Below are 20,589 nucleotides of genomic sequence, written 5' to 3'. Positions count from 1 at the left end.
AACCCCTCCTTATTCCATCATTTCATCGTAAAACGCCTTTGCTTCTTCAACATCTTTCGTACCGTGAACGAGCACTCGCCCGTCTTTAAAGATCGCCATCCGCTTTCCTGATTGATGCTCAGTGAAGGATAGTAAAAACGAATTCTTCTTTGTTTTGCCGTATGCGGTCAACTTCATTTCTAGATGCGAGAGATCAAATGACCGGTCTTTCATACGAATTTGAATTGTATCCCTGCCACAGAGTACCGCAATGTCGGTATGTTGTAGCGATTGAAGATACGGAAACGTGCGCTCACTTCCGCACGTTTTACACGACTCTTTTTTCATTTTGTTCATTGAGAATTTCTGATAGTTGCCTTCCCAAATGTCATAGATACTTATTGATCGGTCAATTTCATCGGATTTACCAATTAACCATTTTAATACGTGTACAGTTTGCATTAATGACGTTTGTTGAATAACTGGGGCAATGACTCCGTGACTGTCACACGTCATTGCCTCACCAGGAATGAACTTCATTACGCACATTAAACACGGATCTTCATTCGGTTGGAAAAACTTCGTCATGCCGTATGACCCTGCACAGGCACCAAACACCCACGGAATGTTATATTTCACAGACAGATCATTCATAATAAAACGAATATCAAAATTATCAGTTCCATCAATTAAAATGTCGACATCGCTTAGCAGTGGTTCCAAGTTACGTGCTGTTGCATCCATGACGTGAGCTTCGATTCTAGTATCTGAATTAATTTCTTCTAATCGCCTCTTCGCAGCGATTGCCTTTGGTAACACTTGCTCTACATCCGCTTCACAGTACAATTGTTGGCGATGCAAATTGCTTAATTCAACATAATCGCGGTCAACGATGGTAACTGTCTTCACTCCTGCACGAACGAGCGTTTCTGCACTTACACTTCCAAGTGCCCCGACACCAATGAGTAAAACGTGTGCTTGTCCAAGCTGATCTTGTCCGGCCTTGCCAATCGGTGAAAAAGACACTTGCTTTTCGTATCGGTTCACGTCACGTCCTCCTTATCCACCAATATAGGACATTTCTATTTTCTTGCGGTTTCTTGCACTTTCTTCTGTTCTCGTCTCAGAATAACGATCTCGTCGCTTCTCCCAAATCTGTCTGATGGATTCACCTAACAATTCATCACTTGCACCATCTCGAACGAGTTCTTTTAAATCTGTTCCTGTCTCTGAAAACAAACACGTATAAAGCTTTCCATCTGCACTGATTCGGGCTCTCGTGCACGTTCCACAAAATGTTTCCGTTACTGACGAGATAAATCCTACTTCACTAGCATAATCCAAATAACGATATCGTTTTGCTACCTCGCCATAGTATTCCTCATCAACCGGAACAACAGGCGAAAACGACTTTACTTGATCGAGCAATTCTTTTTTTTGAGACGACTTGATCAAAATTCCAACCGTTCGTTTGACCAACGTCCATAAACTCAATGAAGCGTAACGTGACTTGTTCTCGTTTGCAAAATTGCGCCATCGGAAGTACTTCATGTTCATTAACACCACGTTGTACAACCATGTTAATCTTCACACCGAGTCCTGCTTCTTTTGCCGCTTTAATTCCTCGAATGACAGCATCTGGTGACGTTTTCCTGCCACTCATCGCCTGGAATGTCTCAATTGATAACGCATCAAAGCTAATGTTCACCCGTTCCAAACCGGCAGCTTTTAACTCACTGGCTAACTTCGGTAACATCACACCATTTGTCGTTAACGCAAGATCATTGATTCCTTCGATTTGTTTAAGGCGCTCTATAAGAGATGCAACCCCTTTACGTAACAGCGGTTCGCCACCTGTAATTCGAAGCTTGGTCACGCCCAGCTGCGCAAATTGATCTGCAATCCTGACGATTTCATCAAACGACAACAACTGCTCTTCATTCATAAATACATAATCTGGTCCAAAAATTTCTTTAGGCATGCAATAGGAGCATCGAAAATTGCACCGATCCATAATCGAGATGCGCAAATCTTTCAACGGTCGAAGAAACTGATCATTAACGGGATTGGCTGCCACTTTACGACTCCTTTCACGTTCATTTACTATAGAAGTAGCAAATGATGTACAATTTGTATTATTCTAACATACAGAAGGCGAGGGAAGACAAGCATATGCATCATAAACATGACCACACCTCTTCATCTGTCGCCATTCTCACATTAAGTGATACGCGGAGTCTGACTGAAGACAAAAGCGGTACAAAAATTGAACAACTACTCTCACCCCTTCATACAATTGTTGATCGCAAGCTCATAAAAGATGATCCTCTTCATCTTCGAGCTGTTTTAACAGACTGGATTCAAGACGAGCGAATTTCGATCATTATTACGACAGGTGGAACCGGTATAAGTGAACGCGATACTACGTATTCAATTGTTGAACAACTGATCGAAACACCGATGCACGGCTTCGGTGAACTCTTTCGCTTTAAAAGTTATGAAGAAATTGGTGCACGAGCCATGCTTAGCAATGCAATTGCAGGGACAGTCAATCAAACGGCGATTTTCTCTCTTCCCGGATCTGTTCATGCCGTAACGCTTGCGATGACCGAATTAATTCTACCAACAATCAATCATGTGAGCAGGGAGCTTATAAAATGACGATCGCTGGACTAGTTATGGCTGGCGGACGCTCAACTCGTTATGGGAGACAAAAACTGTTCGAACTTCATGAAAACGAAGCGCTTTGGATGAAGAGTGTTCGGGCGCTACAAAAAGCCAACATTCACGACATTTACGTGCTAACGAACTACAACTTGAATGATCATTTTTTAGCACACGATGTACATGTACTTATTGATCAGTCCCCACATGCAGGTCCGATGCACGCTTTACACGGTGCGATGAGTGCTCTGCATGAAGACTTCGAATGGTTTCAAGTGTTGGCTGGTGATTTGCCTACAGTTACCCCTCAACTGTTAATCGAATTACGAAACCATTTACAAGCAAACGAGGACTATGATTGTTTACTTCCAATAAACAATGGGAAATTTCAACCGTTACATGGGCTTTATCATCGTGACTGTCTACGAGCACTTCAGCATCAATCAAGTAAAGATGCTTCGATGCGGACGTTAATTGAACGTGTAAACACGAGAACCATTGACTTTTCACACAAACATGACTTTATGAACATTAACTATGAACACGATTGGAAAGGGGTCAGACGATGAGTTTTTCTCACTTTAATGAAGACGGACGTGCACGAATGGTGAACGTTCAAGAAAAGCTTAAAACCGCTCGAAAAGCTGTCGCTCAATCAAAGATTCGCTTATCAAATGCTCTCTACACAGCCATTCACGATCAGTCTCTTCAAAAGGGTGATCCCCTGTCTGTTGCACAAGTAGCTGGTGTTATGGCAGCGAAAAAAACGCCTGACTGGATTCCAATGTGCCACCCGATTATGATTCAAGGAACAGACATTGATTTTCGTTTTGAGGAAGACGAAGGCGATCACCTTTTAGTCATCACAGCCACTGTGACGGTAGAAGCGAATACTGGCGTGGAGATGGAAGCGTTAACGGCTGTTAGTGCATCAGCACTGACGTTTTACGATATGTGCAAATCGATTGATAAAGGGATGATCATAGAAGAAACGTTATTGCTTACAAAAACCGGAGGGAAAAACGGAGATTTTCATCACCCAAGAACACAATCATACGACTAGGAGGAATTCAGATGCACCGACATGATGAATGGGTAAACGATGAAATTAAGAAGCTATGTAGGCTACCTGAACAACGATTAGAAACCCCAATACAACAAGGCAAATGGTCGATTAAACAAACGGTTGGTCATATGTACTATTGGGATCAATACATTCTTAAAGAAATCATTCCTTCTATAACTCACGGAGCAACGATCCAAGCGTTTCCAGATCATGATTTGTTCAACGAAAAGGCAACCGAGAAAAGTAACCGATATGCTGCCAAAGAAATGCTTCAAACGTTTCTAAAACAACGAAGACAACTATTAGCAGCCTATGAGAAGTATCCTGAAACCATTGAATTTACGATTGAACATGAACAAGGAACGATGACTGTCAAAGCACTGCGGACTAAATTTGAAGAACACGACCTCCAACATATAAAAGAAATGAGTTCGTTTGTAGACGACACAAAAGGCGATTGATTGCTCAATCGCCTTTTGTGTTCTATGACTTCACTCGATCTTTACGACTTCTAAAAATCCAGCTGTTGTAATAAAAAAATCTTCGTCGGCATTCCACCAAGTTGAATTAACCGCTTTGCTGCATGCTTCATTTCCATATTACCTTGTACTTTACCGTCCGATAAATAGATGGCGTATAACCCACGCTTAATCATGCGATGAAATTCTTCATCCGGCAGACCACGTAAGTTCTCTTCAGCTTTTTGATCTAAGAAATGGAAGCGTTCCACCATTTCATCTTCGCTCTCATAGTACGCCGCAAAGTTCATTTCTTGTTCTTGGAAGTCTTCTTCTTGATCGATGAAATAATCAAGCATAATGTGGACACCTTGCATCCACGGGAAGTAACCTTCTTTAATTTGCTTTGACTCTTCCTTCGTACGAGGTAATGCTGCAGCGTATGCCGCTAAGCAGTATAGCGCTAACGTAGAAGCGACCGCCGTTGAAAATTCATACCAACGAAGCTCAGGGAATTTGTCTTTATGCTCTTCAAAAAAATGCCTTTAATAGCCTTCACGCTCATGTTCAGGCACATGCTTGTACACTTGGAAGTCAACGTAATACTGAGCAACTTCTTTCATGTCTTCTTGCATTTCCACAAATCCCGGGAACGTCTGAACCGTTTCCTGACACGTTTTTACGAGTTCGTGTAAATACCCACCATCGTCATAACCACCACGCACACGGTAGTAATCTTTTAGCTCTGCACCAGGCGTTAGTCCATCTAATAGTGCATCATGCAATGCGCGAAAGTCTTCTGGGTCTTGTGATTCACTTTTATCACAAAGGGTATCTAAATAATCACAGATCGTTTGATACGCACAAAGGAATCGAATAAACGCTTCTTTGTTCCCTCCTGCAAGCATCGCAAGCACACTGCCACCTTCACAGTGAAAATCTTTATCATCAATCGTCCAAACCGCTTGTTTACTCAGTTGTTGGTCTGGCATATTTGTTGCGTACGTTTTCCAATGTTCAAGTTGACGATGAACTTCTGGAATCGTCTCTTTGTAAGTACGCATAAGAATCGTCCACGGCTTTTTTTGGCACCTGAAAATTCATAACTTCCTCCTAAATACTTCTCAATTAAAGTCTTCCCAATCGTTGCCACATAAAATACAACATAAAGCGAAACACGTCTTCACGTTCTGGTTCATTAAATAGCTCATGATACAAGCCACGCCATTCCCTCATGGAACGGTCTTCAATTCGCAGTCGATTAAACCATTCATGTGAAGCGGTCTTTTCAACTAGGTAATCTTCTCCAGCTTGCAAAAGCAATAGCGATACATTTGGAAATTCATATGCATGATCCAAACTTGTCTTCATCGCTTTTTGCATCTCTTGATACCAACGTACCGATACCGTATGTACGAAAAGTTCATCTTTATGAAAATCAGATCGCACGTCTTCATTCCTCGTTGCGTGATCGGTTTTAATTCCGCTTTTCACACTAAACGTCGGAACGATTCGATGAATCCCTTTTGCCACCGCTGTTAATGCTTTATTCGGAGGATCGTACAGTGCGAGACACGGCGACGATAATACAACACCTCGAACCGGTAATTGTTTCTCCATCATCGTGCGAATGACTGATAAGCCTCCCATACTATGACCAAATAAAAAGACCGGCAATTCATACGTTACCGCTTCTTTATACCAATGGTGAACCGCGTCAATGTATTGCTCAAAATGATCAATATGCCTCGTTTTCCTCGCGTTCTCCCAAACCCTGGAAGGTCACCTGCAATCACATGGAAATGTTCGCGATTTAATCGCTCTATTAGCCACGTATAACGACCATAATGTTCTCCAGCTCCGTGTACAATGACAAAAACACCGATCGCTTGTTCTGCTTCCCAAATCCGCATGTTTCATTCACTCCTATGTCGTCATTGCCAACATTTATTCTTCTATTACACCATATGTCGCTATTTTTTTCATCTATTGTGGGATAATCACGCAGATCCAACTAAAAGTTTCGTTCTTATTGGGCTTTTTTGGTACACTGGAAATGAATTGAAAGGAGTTTTACACCTATGAGCGTTTACCCTTATAAAGACATACATCCAACGATTGATTCAACCGTTTTTCTAGCTGAAGGTGCGATCGTCACTGGAGACGTCGTTATTGGTGAGGAGTCAACATTGTGGTACCACACCGTGATCCGAGGAGATGTTGATCGAACAATCATCGGCAAACGAGTAAACATCCAAGATCAATCAATGATTCATCAAAGTCCGGGAAACCCGGTAATCATTGAAGATGATGTATCGGTAGGACACCAAGCGATGTTACACGGCTGTACGATCAAAAAAAACGCGCTCATCGGTATGAAAGCGACTGTTCTTGATGGTGCTGAAATTGGAGAAGAGGCGTTCATTGGCGCTGGAGCTCTCGTAACTCCTGGAACGAAAATCCCTCCACGCACACTTGCACTAGGAAGCCCTGCCCGCGTCGTACGTGAGTTAACTGAAGAAGATCAACGCGAACTCTCACGGATTAGGGATGAATATGTTGAACGGGGAAAGATATACAAACAGCAACAACAACAAAGGAGCGATGAATCATGACCGAATTCCAACAAAACCTTGAAAACTACGCAGATTTAGCTCTTAAAGTAGGTGTGAATTTACAACAAGGACAAACGCTTTACGTCAGAACACCCACGTATGCTGCTCCATTTGTTCACGCTCTCACAAAGCGCGCTTACGAACTTGGCTCACACAACGTGCATATCGAATGGAATGATGAAGAAGCAACTCGTCTTAAATTCCAATATGCGGACGAAGAAGCGTTCAAAACCTATCCACAATGGAAAGCTGACCCACTTGTTGAAGCAGCAAAAGAAGACGCTGCATTTCTTTCAATCACTGGTGGCAATCCCGACTTATTAAAAGAAGCCAACCCTGAACATGTTGCCATGCAACAAAAAGCAGGTGGACAAGCGAATGAAACGTTTAGAAGCTACATTCAGTCAGACAAAGTAAGTTGGTCGATTGTTGCTGTTCCATCGGCAGCATGGGCAAAGAAAGTGTACCCGAACGAAAGTGATGAACAAGCGGTTTCAAAGCTTTGGAATGACATCTTCCAAGCGACACGCATGCATGAAGACGATGTAGTTGAAGCTTGGCAAAATCACCTAGCCGTACTTGATGAAAAACGCGAAAAGCTTAACAACAAGAAATTCCACGCCCTACACTATAAAGCAAACGGCACTGACTTAACGATTGAACTACCAGAAACACACATCTGGGCGTCAGGCGGAAGTACAAGTAAAGCAGGCGTAGATTTTGTTGCCAACATCCCGACTGAAGAAGTGTTTACTGCTGCTAAGAAACACGGAGTGAACGGTACCGTCACGAGTACAAAGCCACTCAACTACGGTGGCACATTAATTACCGACTTTACTTTAACGTTTAAAGACGGCAAGATTGTCGACTTCAAAGCCGCTCAAGGTGAAGCAACATTAAAGGGCATTTTAGAAGGCGATGAAGGTTCAAAATACATTGGTGAAGTAGCCCTAGTTCCTCACCGTTCGCCAATTTCTGATATGGATTTAATCTTTTATAACACGCTTTTTGACGAGAATGCTTCAAACCACTTAGCCATCGGTAGTGCATACGCCTTTAACATTGAAGGTGGCAAAGAAATGAACAAAGAAGAACTCGAAGCAAATGGCATTAACCAAAGCATCACTCACGTAGATTTTATGATGGGCGCTGCTGATATGGACATTGATGGGATCCATGCAGATGCACTCGCGAAGCGGTGTTCCGTAACGGAGAATGGGCAATCTAATACAGATCATCGAGAAAACCCTGGTTCAGAGAACCAGGGTTTTCTTCTCTATGTTGGACATTTGAACAGTCCAGTCGTGTATGTGATGATTCTGATCAATTCAGTATCAAATAAACATACAAACGTTTTTGCTGTGATTTCGGGCGTGTGAAATGCCAAAAACACCTACGGGGTGTAGCGTTGGCTCGTTTTATTAAACCGCTCCAGAGATGTTGCTCATTTTACTTTCGCACTTGTTTCCAATAAAAAATCGCAAGCTGGGTGCGGTCTCTTAATTCTAGTTTATCTAAGATTACCGATAGTGTATTTCTCACCGTACCAACACTTAAAAAGAGCGCATTAGCAATCTCTTGATTAGACAGTCCTTTTGCAATCGCTTCGACAATGTCATTTTCTCTTTTGGTTAATTGATCAACGAGCTGATACTGTTCGGTTGGACTCACAATTTCCTTTAGCACATCCGCATCGAGAACTGAACTTCCTGCTGCAAGCGTACGAATCTGTTGTGCCATATCATCAATGGAGGAAGATTTTAAGACGTATCCTTTTGCCCCTGCGTTTAGCGCAAGACGAATGTTCTGCTCATCCTTAAACGTTGTTAGCATCATAATTCGAATTTGTGGCCACGTTTCACTCACTCGTTTTGTGCATTCAATTCCATCCATCACAGGCATGCGAATATCCATAAGAATGACATCAGGTTGGTGCGTCTCGCAAAGACGCAGAGCCTCCTCACCATTTGCAGCTACACCTATAACCGTAAAGTCTGTTTCCTTTTCTAATAACAATGTTAAGCTTTGCCTGACGAGGGGATCGTCGTCAACGATAACTAACTTCATCTTCCATCCTCCTCAAGTGGTAATACACATACAACTTGATAACCGTTCACAGCATTAACGGTTACGCTGCCACCATTCGCTCGGGCACGGACTTTTAAGTTCCGAATGCCGCTACCTTCTCCTAGATGCTTTGATCCAGTCCCATTGTCTTGTATGCTTAACCTCACTAAATACATCGTTACATCAAGATTAACGTTTACTTCAGTTGCGTCACTGTGCCTTGCCACGTTTGTTAACGCTTCTTTTAAACAAGGTTCTAATAGTCCCCAATAATGAACGGGAACAAGCTGCATATCTCCTGAACGTTGAAAAGAAACTGGTGTGTGAATAAATTCTTTGGCAATATGCTCGAGCACATCAACACCGATTCTGGTAACTGGCGTCATATCATGGACCGTGTCACGAAGCATTGCTGTACTACGAGCTACACGAAGCTTCACTTCATTTAACATCACTTCTGCTTCTTTTCCTTCTAATTGCTCGTAAGCTTCTAAAGCAAGGTTTGCTCCAGTTAGATCATGACCAACGTGATCATGAAGATCTCGCGCAATCCGATTGCGTTCTGACACTTCTGCTAGTTGGGCCGCTTTGCGACTAGACTGCAACAACTCTTCTTTCACGTTTTCGAGGGCATGGCGGGCGTGACGTTCCCGGTCCGCTTCAGTTATGTATCGTTCACGTTGTTTACTCGAACTTGCGTCCCACACACCAAAAACACCTGCTTGGAAAAGTAACCATAATAAAACGATTGAATAAAGCTCAAACATTGCAAGAAGTAAAATCACAATAATGAGGAAGCGATATTTTTGACGAGACATCATTTCATATACAGGTAATGCTAAACCATATGCACTACTACTCCAAAGCGGAATAAATAGAAAGCATAAGAGTAGGTCAATGATGATCGTCCAACTCGGTAGACGAAAACGCCACCGTAAGCAGACAATGATGGCGAGGGAAATTACAAATAAGAAACTAACAAGGGGGGGATCTTGGTACATCCATAGTGCAATTAAAAACACAATGTTCATAAATCGCCATACACTCACCATATGATCACCTCTTTAAATTTACTATAAGTGTTAAAAACCCTCCGCTCAAGAGCTGAAGGGCAACACGCAAACCTCTAACTAATTCTTCGTATGCTTCCTATGATTAAAAAGAACAATGCATATAACAGCAAAACACCATTAATGAACAAGAAATCTCCACGATCTTCACCTAAGACAATCCATTCTATACCTTCTGAGAGCCAATACGTTGGAAAAATCACAGCAATTCTTTGAAAAGCTTCAGGCATCATCTCCACAGGAAAAAGAATTCCCCCGAGCAATGCTATCAAGACGATCACTGCCATAAATATTAGAAATGATGATTCTTTACTTCTATATAATGAGTTCCAAGCGAGACTAATTGAAATGGATGTAAACGTAAAGACAATATAAAGAATCGCCAAGTTCCATGGCTCATATAATTCATGACCGTACACATGCCCACCTATGATGACGATGACAGTTTGGATCACCATAATAACCGAAAATGCGAGCAAGTTTTGCCACAAGTAGTTAAAGTGTGAAATTGGCGCTGCGGCAAGTCGTTTAACAACCCCTTTTTGACGATCTTCAATCATAATACTCGTAAGGCGAATGCTAACAAAAAGTAGTAGAACACCAAAATATTGATAACCGAGCGGAAGCAGTGGCCAACCTTCTTGCGCTAAAGGTAGAAAAATCGCAGCGATTGGAAATAGTGACAGAAACAATACGTTCGTTTTATCACGTAGTATTCGTTTGAGTGCAAACCGAAATATTGTCATGGCATACGCCTCCGTCCGGTCAGAAGTAACAATCCAAAAGCAATGATAATGAGCACACTAAGCAGTACTGCATACACATAGCCGTCAGAAAGCCCTCCATCCCTCACTTGATCAATGGACGAATACGCTAGCATAAGCGGGTTCACATAATCATTGAACGTGTTGATCAAAGCATTGTCTGGCATCGGAAAGAACATCCCTGCCAGTAAAATCATCCCTACACCGTACACCTCACTTAACCGCTCGGCAATTTTAAAGTTGTTTACTGAAAAAGTGAATACGAGACAAATGATGCTGGATAAAGACGACATGAGCGTAATGACGAGTAATGCCCACATGAAATTACCCCAGTTCACATCAAAGATCAAGGCCGTATAAGCGATTAATATAACCCCTAACACAATCGAGTAAACGATGCCTGCGAGCATTATCGTAAATCCATATAACCTCGTATTCATCGGTAATGAAAGCAAGCGATCCTTTCTTTCCGCAAAGAGGTCTTGATGAACGTAATTCATGGTGATCGCACCGCCGAACAGTTGAAATCCGAGAACTAAAAGGACAACGGTTTCATCTCTAATCGGTGTACCAGTAAGCCCTTCCGCTTCTCCTAGAATAATTGAAAAGACCGTAATTAAAATGATCGGAACGACTAGCAACAAAAGCATCGTAATAAAATCACGACTCATTCTAATTCCAATGAACCGAATCGTAGCTAGTTCTTTCATGAAGGATCATCCTCTCCATCACGAAGTTGTTTGCCTGTAAGTGTTAGAAAAACGTCTTCTAAATTTGGCTTTTCTGCTTGAATTCCGACGACACCACTCGTTTCTTTCACGATTGAGAGTGCCCGATCAAGGTTACCTGCACCCGCATTTGAAATGATTTGCACGACTGATCCGCTCACTTGTACTTGCTTAACACCTTCCAAGCCTCGTAAACGCTCGATTGGTATCGTTGACACATCGTTTACATCAATGAAGATTTTCTCTTCATGCTGAATGTTTTTAATTAATTCATCCACCGTACCTTCTGAAATCACCTGTCCTTGATCAACGATGACAACCCGTGTAGCAATCGATTGAACCTCTTCCATATAATGCGTCGTGTACAAGATGGTCGTGCCTTGTTCTTTTAGCTTTCTGACCGCGTCTAGAATATGATTTCTTGATTGCGGATCAATGCCAACGGTTGGCTCATCCATAATTAGAAGCTTCGGACGATGGGTAAGAGCACAAGCAATGTTCAATCTTCGCTTCATCCCACCTGAGAATTTATTTGGCGATTGCTTTGCCTTTGACGATAGTCCAACGAACTCAAGCGCTTCTTTGACCCGTTGCTTCTTCTCTTCACCCTTCAAACCGTATACGCCTGCAAAAAACTCTAAGTTTTCTTTCGCCGTTAATTCCTCAAATACGGTAATCTCTTGCGTAACGAGACCCATTTTCTTTTTATTTTCATGGTGAAATACCGCTCCCTCTTCCCCGAATAGTTGAATCACGCCTTTATCAAAAGGAATAATCCCCATTAAACATTGAATGAGCGTCGTTTTCCCTGCACCGTTCGGTCCGAGCAAACCGAGAATTTCCCCTTCATGAATATCTAAATCAACATAATCAAGAGCAATTTGATCTTTATACCGCTTCACGATGCCTTTGATTGATGCAATTGTCATTTGTTTCACCATCCCAATTAGATTACCTTTAGTATGTAACGTTCTTACATCAATAAGTAGTGACATCTGTCATTAGATGAATGTCATAGCGGCTTATAAGGAAAACCTATACTACACAACAAAAAAAGCCTTGTCATAATGACAAGCTTTTACATCGTCTAGATGTTTGCTGCTTTTTTTGAGTTGGTCTGCTTTATCCGTACGTTCCCATGGTAAATCAACATCTGTACGGCCAAAATGTCCGTAAGCTGCGGTTTGTTTGTAAATCGGAGTACGTAAGTCGAGCATTTTAATAATGCCTGCAGGTCGCAAGTCAAAATGACTTTCAACGAGCGTAAGCAATTCACTTTCACTTACTTTACCCGTACCAAACGTGTTAATCGAAATGGAGACAGGCTTTGCAACCCCAATCGCATAAGCCAATTGAACTTCACATTTCTCTGCAAGTCCAGCGGCTACGAGGTTCTTCGCAACGTAGCGTGCGGCATAGGAACCCGAACGGTCAACTTTTGTTGGATCCTTTCCAGAGAACGCGCCTCCACCGTGACGAGCAAATCCGCCGTACGTATCAACAATAATCTTTCGTCCAGTTAAACCTGCATCTCCTTGAGGTCCACCAATCACGAAGCGTCCTGTCGGATTAATAAAGAACTTCGTTTTTTCGTCGACCCACTTTTCTGGGACAATCGGTTCAATCACATGCTTTTGCAAGTCACGCTCAATTTGCTCAAGTGTTGCTTCTGGATGATGCTGTGTTGAGATAACAATCGTATCGATTCGTACTGGTTTGTCATCTTCATCATACTCAATTGTCACTTGCGTTTTACCATCAGGTCGTAAGTAATCTAATGTGCCGTCTTTACGGACCTTTGCTAATTGACGAGCAAGTCGATGTGACAATGAAATTGGCATAGGCATATATTCTTTCGTTTCATTGTCCGCATAACCAAACATTAACCCTTGATCGCCAGCACCGATCTCTTCAATTTCTTTGTCGGTCATTGCGCCTTCGCGAGCTTCGAGTGCTGCGTTAACACCTTGAGCAATATCAGGAGATTGCTCATCAATCGCGGTAAGGATTGAGCACGTTTCAGCATCTAAGCCATACTTCGCTCTCGTGTACCCGATTTCAGTTAACGTTTCACGAACGATCTTTTGAATATCGACGTATGTCGTTGTTGTAATTTCACCAGTTACTAAGATCATTCCGGTGTTGGCTACTGTTTCACATGCCACCCTTGCGTTTGGATCATGTCGTAAAATTTCATCTAAGATTGCATCAGACACTTGATCACAAATCTTGTCTGGATGGCCTTCTGTTACAGATTCTGACGTAAAAAGCGACGCCCATTTGCTTCCATGATTCTCCTCCTTATGAAACACTGTATTACTTTATATGTTTGAAGTGCCCTAGAGTGCGTGTATCGACTCAAAACACTTCATTTCCCTTTATGGCAAGGACCATAAAGAATATAAGGGCGAGTTGTATCGTATGATTTCATGAAAAAAAAGCCCTTCACCGATGAGGGAAGGGGCATTACCTTTCACCTTTCGCCTCTTATCTTGCAAAACAGATGATGTTTTGCCAGGTTGGCACCTTATCTGCATGACTACAGATGGTTGCTGGGTTTCACAGGGCCTGTCCCTCCACCTTCTCCTGATAAAAGCCTACCAAGTAAATATAACGGCAAACGCGAAGAATTGCAAATCTCGACAAGTGAATTAATCAAATCGTAGAATTTTCTGTTCTATTGACTAAGAAATGTCGATTTTGCATTGATCATGATTGCAATGTTGCCCAATGATTGGCCGATTTTCGGCAATCTTCCTATATAATCCTTTGCCAATCACGTTAAATGGTCTCATGTTTATGATGCGCATCGGGTACTTTAATAATGCGTGTTCTTCCAGTAGCCTAATAACGCCATCAAAACCACGATACACGTACGTCGAATTGATTAAAACATGCATTTCTTTCGTTAAATCAGTCGATTGAACAAACGGATATTGTTGTTCTAACTCAGGTTCATGCAGATCCACCCATTTAACATGGTTAAACTGGTCGTAGGTTTGGATCACACGCTTTGTTTTTTTGACAAATCGTACATTGTTGATCATAAAAGACGACACATGAGTCCATAGTTGATCACACCTTTTTTATAAAATCCACGTTAAACATGACACCTTTGTGAAATCGAAAAATAGTATAGACTATAAATCAAAATGTGTTATACTAATTTCAAATCAATTCAACACTTTCGTTCCGTGATTATTGTGAGAAGGAGTTTTGCTACTATGAGTACCGTATCTTTTGAGTCTGCACTGCAACACTTACTGAATGGAGATCACATTGAAACTGATCTTCCTGAATCGAGATTAGTGGAAAGAGCACTCTCACGAGGCGAAGGTGTACTAACAAAATCTGGCGCATTTGCAGCCACTACAGGTTTGTACACAGGTCGATCACCTAAAGATAAATTCATCGTTGATGAACCGTCTGTACACGATTCCATTGATTGGGGTGTCGTAAACGCTGCGGTTGATAAAGATGTATTCTCTAAACTATATCGTAAAGTGCTTCACTATTTAGGTCAACAGGATGCACTTTTTGTTACTAATGGATACGCAGGCAAAGACACCGACTATCGTCTTTCTCTTCGCGTTGTAAATGAATTTGCTTGGCACAACCTTTTTGCACGTCAATTATTCATTCGTCCTGAGGAGAATGAACGCCCTGCTGAAGAAGAGAACGGATTTACAATTGTCTCAGCACCAGGATTTAAAGCGGATCCTGAAGTGGACGGCACACGTTCTGAAGCATTTGTTCATATTTCGTTTGAAGAGCGAATCGTATTAATTGGTGGTACTGAGTATGCCGGCGAAATGAAGAAGTCCATCTTCTCTATTATGAACTACTTGTTACCTGCTCAAAACGTTTTACCGATGCACTGTTCTGCTAACACAGGCAAAGAAGGCGATGTTGCACTTTTCTTCGGTCTTTCTGGAACAGGGAAAACAACACTTTCTGCAGATCGTACGCGTTTTCTAATCGGTGACGATGAGCACGGTTGGTCTGATAACGGTGTATTTAACATTGAAGGTGGTTGCTACGCTAAAACCATTAACCTTTCTAAAGAAAAAGAACCAGACATTTACGATGCCATTCGCTTTGGCGCAGTGCTCGAGAATGTCGTTGTTGATGAAGAGAGTCGTAAACCAGATTATGATGATGGTTACTACACGGAGAACACACGTGCAGCTTATCCACTTGAGCACATCCAAAATGTACTCCCTCAAGGTGTTGCCGGTCATCCGAATACAATTATTTTCTTAACTGCTGATGCATTTGGTGTATTGCCACCAATCAGCCGTCTAACAAAAGAACAAGCAATGTACCACTTCTTAAGTGGGTATACGAGCAAGCTAGCAGGAACTGAGCGTGGTGTTACAGAACCTGAAGCAACGTTCTCAAGCTGCTTTGGTGCACCGTTCCTACCAAGACATGCATCGGTTTATGCAGAGATGCTCGGTGAGAAGATTGACCAACATGAAGTGAATGTATTCCTCGTCAATACGGGTTGGAATGCAGGTGGTTACGGTTCAAGTGATCGTATTCCATTGAATTACACGCGTGCAATGGTGCAAGCGGCACTTGAAGGTGAATTGACGAACGTTCAAACGAATCAAGACCCGATCTTTGGTCTTCATATTCCAAAGCGTGTACCAGGCGTTCCTGATGAAGTGCTTCAGCCGAGGTCAACTTGGGACGATCCTAAAGCCTACGACGAGAAAGCTTCACAGCTTGCGAAGAAGTTCAAAGAGAACTTTGAACGTTTCTCTCACGTTTCTGATGAAATTCGTAACGCTGGACCTACCTTTAAATAAATTACACATGTATAAGAACTTCCAATAATTCATTGGGAGTTCTTTTTTTGTTTTACACACCTCTATACAGGCGATCGCATAAGATATTGCATCTATGGAAGTAGAGGGGACGAATGTACATGAAACGTGCGGGGAAATTCGCTTTGCTGTCTGTACTTAGTGGTTCATTAGTACTTTCAGCTTGTGGGGATGATCAATCAGTAGAAACGTTAGAAGTAGCAGAAGTTACACGTTCGATTTTTTTATGCACCGCTTTACGTTGCGGTGGAAGAAGGATTTTTTTGAAGAGGAAGGGCTAGACGTCGACATTACGACGACTTGGGGTGGAGATAAAACGATGACTGCACTCCTAGCAGACAGTGCGGATATTGCCCTCGTAGGTGCTGAAACGTCGATTTACGTGCATGCACAAAACCCGATGGATTCAGTCGTAAACTTTGCAGCCTTAACTCAAACTGACGGAACGTTTCTCGTCTCACGTGAGCCGATTGACGACTTTAGTTGGGAAGATTTAAAAGGGACGACATATTTAGGTCAACGTGCCGGGGGAATGCCGCAAATGGCTGGGGAATTTGCGCTTGCCTCAAACGGCATTGACGTAGAGGAAGATGTCGTGTTGGACCAAAGTGTCGACTATGCAAACATCGCTGCAGCATTTGCAGCTGGTACGGGCGACTTTGTTCAATTATTTGAGCCTACTGCAAGTGAATTTGAACGCGAAGGTGTCGGTCATGTTGTCGCTTCATTTGGTGAAGAGTCCGGCATCTTACCGTATACAGGGTTTATTACGAAAGAGAGTACCGTTGAGAATAACGAGGAAGCGCTCGTAAAGTTTAATCGTGCACTATACAAAGCACAACAATTTGTGCAAGAGGAAGATAGTCAAGTCATTGCCTCTTCCATCGAGCCTTACTTTGAAGAAACACCTGACGATTTAATTGCGCAAGTCGTCGATCGCTACCGCGACCAAGATTCCTACGCAATCGATCCGTATATTGATGAAGATGGCTGGGATCACTTGCAAGATATTATGGAAGCTTCAGGCGAATTACCTGCACGTTTTGATTACGAAGACCTCGTAAATACAACCATTACAGATCAAGCGCTTCAACGTTAATGATAAACGGGGGCTTCTGAGCGTTCTCAGAAGCCCTTTACGATGAGTACCGATAAAAACAAAGGAGGTACCGAATGGCACTGCTAAATCTACGTCACGTAAAAAAACACTTTTTCACACAAGAACATGTCGTTGAGGCAATCCGCGAGATTAGCTTTCAAGTAGAAAAAGGTGAATTTGTATCGATCATTGGGCCAAGTGGTTGTGGCAAGACGACCGTTCTTTCAATGATCGCTGGCTTAACCTCACCATCAAGTGGCCAGATTGAATTAAGCGGTTCAAGTGTGACAGAACCTTCCGCAGAGATCGGCTACATGTTGCAGCAAGATTATTTGTTCCCGTGGCTTACCATCGGAAAAAACATGACGATTGGTCTTGATGTAACAAAAATGAAGACAGTTGAAAATAAAGAGTATGCCCTTGACTTGTTAGAGCAAATGGGGCTTTTAGATCGGGTCGATGACATGCCTCATGAACTGTCAGGGGGATGCGCCAACGAGTCGCACTCGTTCGAACATTAGCTACGAAACCTTCTCTTCTGCTATTAGATGAACCCTTTTCCGCTCTAGACTTTCAAACAAAACTGAAATTAGAAGACCTCATTCACGATACGTTAAAAGCTCAAAAGAAAACGACCGTACTCGTTACCCATGATATCGGAGAAGCCATTGCCATGAGCGACCGGGTCGTCTTGCTCGGACATCGACCTTCCTTCGTACAAGAAATTTTTACAATTCCAGATGAATTACGTGAGTTAAAACCTCTACAAGCGAGAAATCATCCGACGTATCAAACATGGTTTCAGAGGATCTGGAAGGAGTTAGAGTCCCTTGAATCAACAAGTTAATTCACAGTTCACAAAGCACTTACGAATGAAAAAAACGAGAGCGTTGGCAAATTCGGCTTACCCAACTTGCCATTTTGATTGCGTTTTTTGCACTTTGGGAAATTGCGAGTCGGATGTATTGGATTGATCCACTGTTATTTAGTTCACCTTCGAGTGTGTATTCCGTTTTTGTTTCGATGATGCAAAGTGGAGCACTTCTCACCCATACGGGTGTCACATTGTTCGAAACGATTATGGGATTCCTCATCGGTACGATTGGCGGTGTGTTAATCGCTGCTATGCTTTGGTGGTCACCCTTTCTCTCTCGCGTGTTAGACCCTTACCTTGTTATCTTAAATGCCATGCCTAAGGTTGCTCTTGGTCCGATCCTCATCGTAAGCTTTGGTCCAAACATGAGCTCAGTCATCGCTATGGGTGTTCTTATTTCAATTATCGTTACAACCCTTGTCATCTATAGCGCATTTAAGGAAACTGATGCGAACTTAGTCAAAGTGGTTGATACGTTTGGTGCATCAAAAACGCAACGTTTTCGCTACGTGATTTTTCCAGCGTCCTACCCTGCCATTCTCTCAGCATTAAAAGTTAACGTTGGTCTCGCTTGGGTCGGTGTGATCGTTGGGGAGTACCTCGTTTCCAATCAAGGTCTCGGTTATATGATTATTTACGGATTCCAAGTCTTTAACTTTAATATGGTCATGTTAAGCTTAGTCGTTGTCGCCATACTTGCCACATTAATGTATCAAGGGGTCGCACTTCTCGAAAAACAGATGACAAAACAACGAAAACAATAAAAGGTCGCACTTAGAAAGGAGGACACTGAAAAACAGAGGTTTGCTTCAAAAAAAGACCCAAGTAACTAAAAAACGGATGCCTAATTTTCATAAATAAGGGGATTGGACATCCGTTTTTATGATTTCAGTGTCTATGGGGAGTCTATTTCTCCATTACCTTGATAATTCGTTTGATGTTCACCGTGAATATCGCCATCGCACCCTGCAGCTCCATACTTAAAAGACCCGAGGATGAGGCGGTTTCATACCCGTGTCGGTGCTTGAGTTCGCTGTTCTTAGCTTCAATTTTGTAACGCTCACGAGCTCGTGTTTTGAACGATTCCGTTTCTTGAAACGCCATCTGCGCGGTATGCTCAGCGGATTTAATGGTTTCCGAATAGGTTTTGCTTTTCGCCCCTGCTTTATAGCAACCTTCTTGGAACGGGCATCTTTGGCATTTCTCGATATCAAAATAATAGGTCATGGCTTGATTTTGGCTTTGATGTTTCTTCCCTTGCTTGGCTTTTCGAATGGCTAAGTGCCCGGCATTGCACACATACAGTCCTGCATCTTTATTAAAGCTAAATTCATCTTCTTTAGCTCGAGTTCCTTGGGATACGGCTGGGTTTAGCTTAGCGATCAATTCGATTTCTTCTTTGGTTGTATAAGCAATGTTGTCTTTTCCGGAATACGCCGCATCCCCCAATCACGGTTTCGACCGCCATACCTGCCTCTTTACTTTTCTCGATTAACGTTTGAAGGTAGTCCCATCACTTTTCTCACCGGTGCTTACGACCGCAGCCGTAATGATGCGTTCCTCACTCATCGCAAGATGAGTTTTATACCCAAAGAATGACGAATCCGCAGTTTTGTGTCCAACCCGTGCATCCCGATCGTTCATGGATTGGAGGCGGTCAAGGTCATCTTCGACGGTTTCACGCAATAGGTTCAACGGTTCGGTGATTTTTGGATAAGCTTGAAGCGTTTCGTTCGCTTCGATGACCTCCATAAGCGCTTTGCTATACTGGATTTCTTCTTGAAGGTCGCTTTTTTTCAGGCTTGGTTGGAAAACTTGTTTTCAGGGTTTCGTCAATCGAATAGACGACTTTCCGGAGCTGCTTTGAGCGCTCACGAAGAATGTCTTCGGGTCGTTGTTGGTTGTAGCGTGATTTCGTATGCGTGGCGTCGACAATCATCGTTTTGCTTTGAATGATTCCCTTGTCTAACGCAATTTCTACCGTTTTTGCGATTAATACATCCAGCAGGTTCACATCTTTCAGCCGCATCTTTCGAAACTTCGTCAAGGAGCTTGGATTAATGACCGTTTCCTCCGGTGCCATCCCTAGAAAGTACTTAAACGACATGTCGTATTTCGATCGCTCGACAAGGTCAACGTCAGACAACGGATAGATACTTTTTAACAGTAAGTATTTAAACATTCGAATGGGGTCAATGGCGGAACGCCCATAATTCAAGCTATACGTCGATTCTAGTTCCTCATATATGAACGAAAAATCAATGAGATCATTCATTTTTCTTAATTTATGGTCAGAGGGAACGACGACATCGTAAAGGTCCGCATATGCACTAAGTTGAGGGGACTGATGACGTTGAATCATGACGAACACCG

The 20,589-nt window shown here is 42.5% G+C and carries 16 protein-coding genes, 6 pseudogenes and 1 riboswitch; of the genes and pseudogenes, 10 read left to right on the top strand and 12 right to left on the bottom strand.

Features of this window, described 5'->3' with window-relative positions; translation table 11 throughout:
• Window positions 1-9: 9 nt before the first annotated feature.
• Both JCM19055_RS15545 and moaA read right to left on the bottom strand, forming a co-directional pair.
• Complete coding sequence (locus tag JCM19055_RS15545) at window positions 10-1,026, bottom strand: ThiF family adenylyltransferase (protein WP_042360362.1); 1,017 nt, start codon at window positions 1,024-1,026, stop codon at window positions 10-12.
• A gap of 12 nt (window positions 1,027-1,038) precedes the next feature.
• Window positions 1,039-1,993: pseudogene (gene moaA, locus JCM19055_RS15540) on the bottom strand (GTP 3',8-cyclase MoaA).
• Between the two features lie 158 nt (window positions 1,994-2,151).
• Between moaA and JCM19055_RS15535 the strand changes: the two are divergent.
• The 4 genes from JCM19055_RS15535 to JCM19055_RS15520 are packed head-to-tail and all read left to right on the top strand — an operon-like array spanning window position 2,152 to window position 4,170.
• Complete coding sequence (locus JCM19055_RS15535) at window positions 2,152-2,640, top strand: molybdenum cofactor biosynthesis protein B (RefSeq protein WP_042360361.1); 489 nt, start codon at window positions 2,152-2,154, stop codon at window positions 2,638-2,640.
• Window positions 2,637-3,212 carry a molybdenum cofactor guanylyltransferase gene (locus JCM19055_RS15530; RefSeq protein ID WP_042360360.1) on the top strand — a complete coding sequence of 192 codons (576 nt, stop codon included), beginning with the start codon at window positions 2,637-2,639 and terminating at the stop codon, window positions 3,210-3,212. The genes JCM19055_RS15535 and JCM19055_RS15530 overlap by 4 nt, the downstream gene beginning before the upstream one ends.
• Window positions 3,209-3,706, top strand: coding sequence for a cyclic pyranopterin monophosphate synthase MoaC (gene moaC, locus JCM19055_RS15525; RefSeq protein ID WP_042360359.1), 498 nt, complete (start codon window positions 3,209-3,211; stop codon window positions 3,704-3,706). The genes JCM19055_RS15530 and moaC overlap by 4 nt, the downstream gene beginning before the upstream one ends.
• 11 nt (window positions 3,707-3,717) lie before the next feature.
• The gene (locus JCM19055_RS15520; RefSeq protein WP_042360358.1) at window positions 3,718-4,170 is read left to right on the top strand and encodes a DinB family protein; all 453 of its coding nucleotides are present in this window, start codon (window positions 3,718-3,720) and stop codon (window positions 4,168-4,170) included.
• 50 nt (window positions 4,171-4,220) lie between these two features.
• Here JCM19055_RS15520 and JCM19055_RS15515 read toward each other — a convergent pair.
• Together JCM19055_RS15515 and JCM19055_RS15510 are read right to left on the bottom strand one after the other, a co-directional pair.
• Window positions 4,221-5,159 (bottom strand): annotated as a pseudogene (locus tag JCM19055_RS15515) (tetraprenyl-beta-curcumene synthase family protein).
• A gap of 136 nt (window positions 5,160-5,295) precedes the next feature.
• Window positions 5,296-6,080, bottom strand: a pseudogene (locus tag JCM19055_RS15510) (alpha/beta fold hydrolase).
• 168 nt (window positions 6,081-6,248) lie between these two features.
• On the opposite strand from JCM19055_RS15510, the gene JCM19055_RS15505 reads away from it, so the two are divergent.
• Together JCM19055_RS15505 and JCM19055_RS15500 are read left to right on the top strand one after the other, a co-directional pair.
• Window positions 6,249-6,782, top strand: a complete 534-nt coding sequence (locus JCM19055_RS15505; RefSeq protein ID WP_042360357.1) for a gamma carbonic anhydrase family protein — start codon at window positions 6,249-6,251, stop codon at window positions 6,780-6,782.
• Window positions 6,779-8,010: pseudogene (locus JCM19055_RS15500) on the top strand (aminopeptidase). The gene JCM19055_RS15505 and the pseudogene JCM19055_RS15500 overlap by 4 nt, the downstream one beginning before the upstream one ends.
• A 221-nt stretch (window positions 8,011-8,231) precedes the next feature.
• Here JCM19055_RS15500 and JCM19055_RS15495 read toward each other — a convergent pair.
• The 7 genes from JCM19055_RS15495 to JCM19055_RS15465 all read right to left on the bottom strand — a co-directional run bounded on the left by JCM19055_RS15495 (window position 8,232) and on the right by JCM19055_RS15465 (window position 14,458).
• Window positions 8,232-8,849 carry a response regulator transcription factor gene (locus JCM19055_RS15495; protein ID WP_042360356.1) on the bottom strand — a complete coding sequence of 206 codons (618 nt, stop codon included), beginning with the start codon at window positions 8,847-8,849 and terminating at the stop codon, window positions 8,232-8,234.
• Window positions 8,846-9,901, bottom strand: coding sequence for a sensor histidine kinase (locus tag JCM19055_RS15490; protein ID WP_042360355.1), 1,056 nt, complete (start codon window positions 9,899-9,901; stop codon window positions 8,846-8,848). Before JCM19055_RS15490 ends, JCM19055_RS15495 begins: the two co-directional genes overlap by 4 nt.
• Before the next feature lie 74 nt (window positions 9,902-9,975).
• Entirely contained in the window at window positions 9,976-10,665 is a 690-nt protein-coding gene (locus tag JCM19055_RS15485) for an ABC transporter permease (RefSeq protein WP_042360354.1), read from the bottom strand.
• Window positions 10,662-11,393 (bottom strand): ABC transporter permease, encoded by a 732-nt coding sequence (locus JCM19055_RS15480; protein WP_042360353.1) that lies wholly within the window; start codon window positions 11,391-11,393, stop codon window positions 10,662-10,664. Before JCM19055_RS15480 ends, JCM19055_RS15485 begins: the two co-directional genes overlap by 4 nt.
• On the bottom strand, window positions 11,390-12,340 hold the full coding sequence (locus JCM19055_RS15475) for an ABC transporter ATP-binding protein (protein ID WP_042360352.1): 951 nt from the start codon (window positions 12,338-12,340) through the stop codon (window positions 11,390-11,392). Before JCM19055_RS15475 ends, JCM19055_RS15480 begins: the two co-directional genes overlap by 4 nt.
• A 111-nt stretch (window positions 12,341-12,451) precedes the next feature.
• Window positions 12,452-13,723 (bottom strand): methionine adenosyltransferase, encoded by a 1,272-nt coding sequence (gene metK, locus JCM19055_RS15470; RefSeq protein ID WP_042360351.1) that lies wholly within the window; start codon window positions 13,721-13,723, stop codon window positions 12,452-12,454.
• Between the two features lie 172 nt (window positions 13,724-13,895).
• Window positions 13,896-14,007, bottom strand: a riboswitch (SAM riboswitch).
• An 88-nt stretch (window positions 14,008-14,095) separates the two neighbouring features.
• Complete coding sequence (locus tag JCM19055_RS15465; protein ID WP_042360350.1) at window positions 14,096-14,458, bottom strand: DCC1-like thiol-disulfide oxidoreductase family protein; 363 nt, start codon at window positions 14,456-14,458, stop codon at window positions 14,096-14,098.
• 177 nt (window positions 14,459-14,635) lie between these two features.
• Between JCM19055_RS15465 and pckA the strand changes: the two genes are divergently transcribed.
• From pckA to JCM19055_RS15445, 4 genes and pseudogenes are all read left to right on the top strand, one after another.
• Window positions 14,636-16,225 carry a phosphoenolpyruvate carboxykinase (ATP) gene (gene pckA / locus JCM19055_RS15460; RefSeq protein ID WP_042360349.1) on the top strand — a complete coding sequence of 530 codons (1,590 nt, stop codon included), beginning with the start codon at window positions 14,636-14,638 and terminating at the stop codon, window positions 16,223-16,225.
• Window positions 16,226-16,469: 244 nt separating this feature from the next.
• Window positions 16,470-17,342: an ABC transporter substrate-binding protein gene (locus JCM19055_RS15455; RefSeq protein ID WP_370543175.1), complete on the top strand. Its 873-nt coding sequence runs from the start codon at window positions 16,470-16,472 to the stop codon at window positions 17,340-17,342.
• Window positions 17,343-17,416: 74 nt separating this feature from the next.
• Window positions 17,417-18,189 (top strand): annotated as a pseudogene (locus JCM19055_RS15450) (ABC transporter ATP-binding protein).
• Between the two features lie 50 nt (window positions 18,190-18,239).
• The gene (locus tag JCM19055_RS15445) at window positions 18,240-18,980 is read left to right on the top strand and encodes an ABC transporter permease (RefSeq protein WP_265182234.1); all 741 of its coding nucleotides are present in this window, start codon (window positions 18,240-18,242) and stop codon (window positions 18,978-18,980) included.
• 142 nt (window positions 18,981-19,122) lie between these two features.
• Here JCM19055_RS15445 and JCM19055_RS25690 read toward each other — a convergent pair.
• Window positions 19,123-20,578, bottom strand: a pseudogene (locus tag JCM19055_RS25690) (IS1182 family transposase).
• Window positions 20,579-20,589 lie beyond the last annotated feature (11 nt).

Origin of the sequence: Geomicrobium sp. JCM 19055 (genome assembly GCF_000698185.1) — a bacterium.
In the GTDB taxonomy this organism is placed as follows: domain Bacteria; phylum Bacillota; class Bacilli; order Bacillales; family Marinococcaceae; genus Geomicrobium_A; species Geomicrobium_A sediminis.
This window is presented reverse-complemented; position numbering and strand designations above follow the sequence as displayed.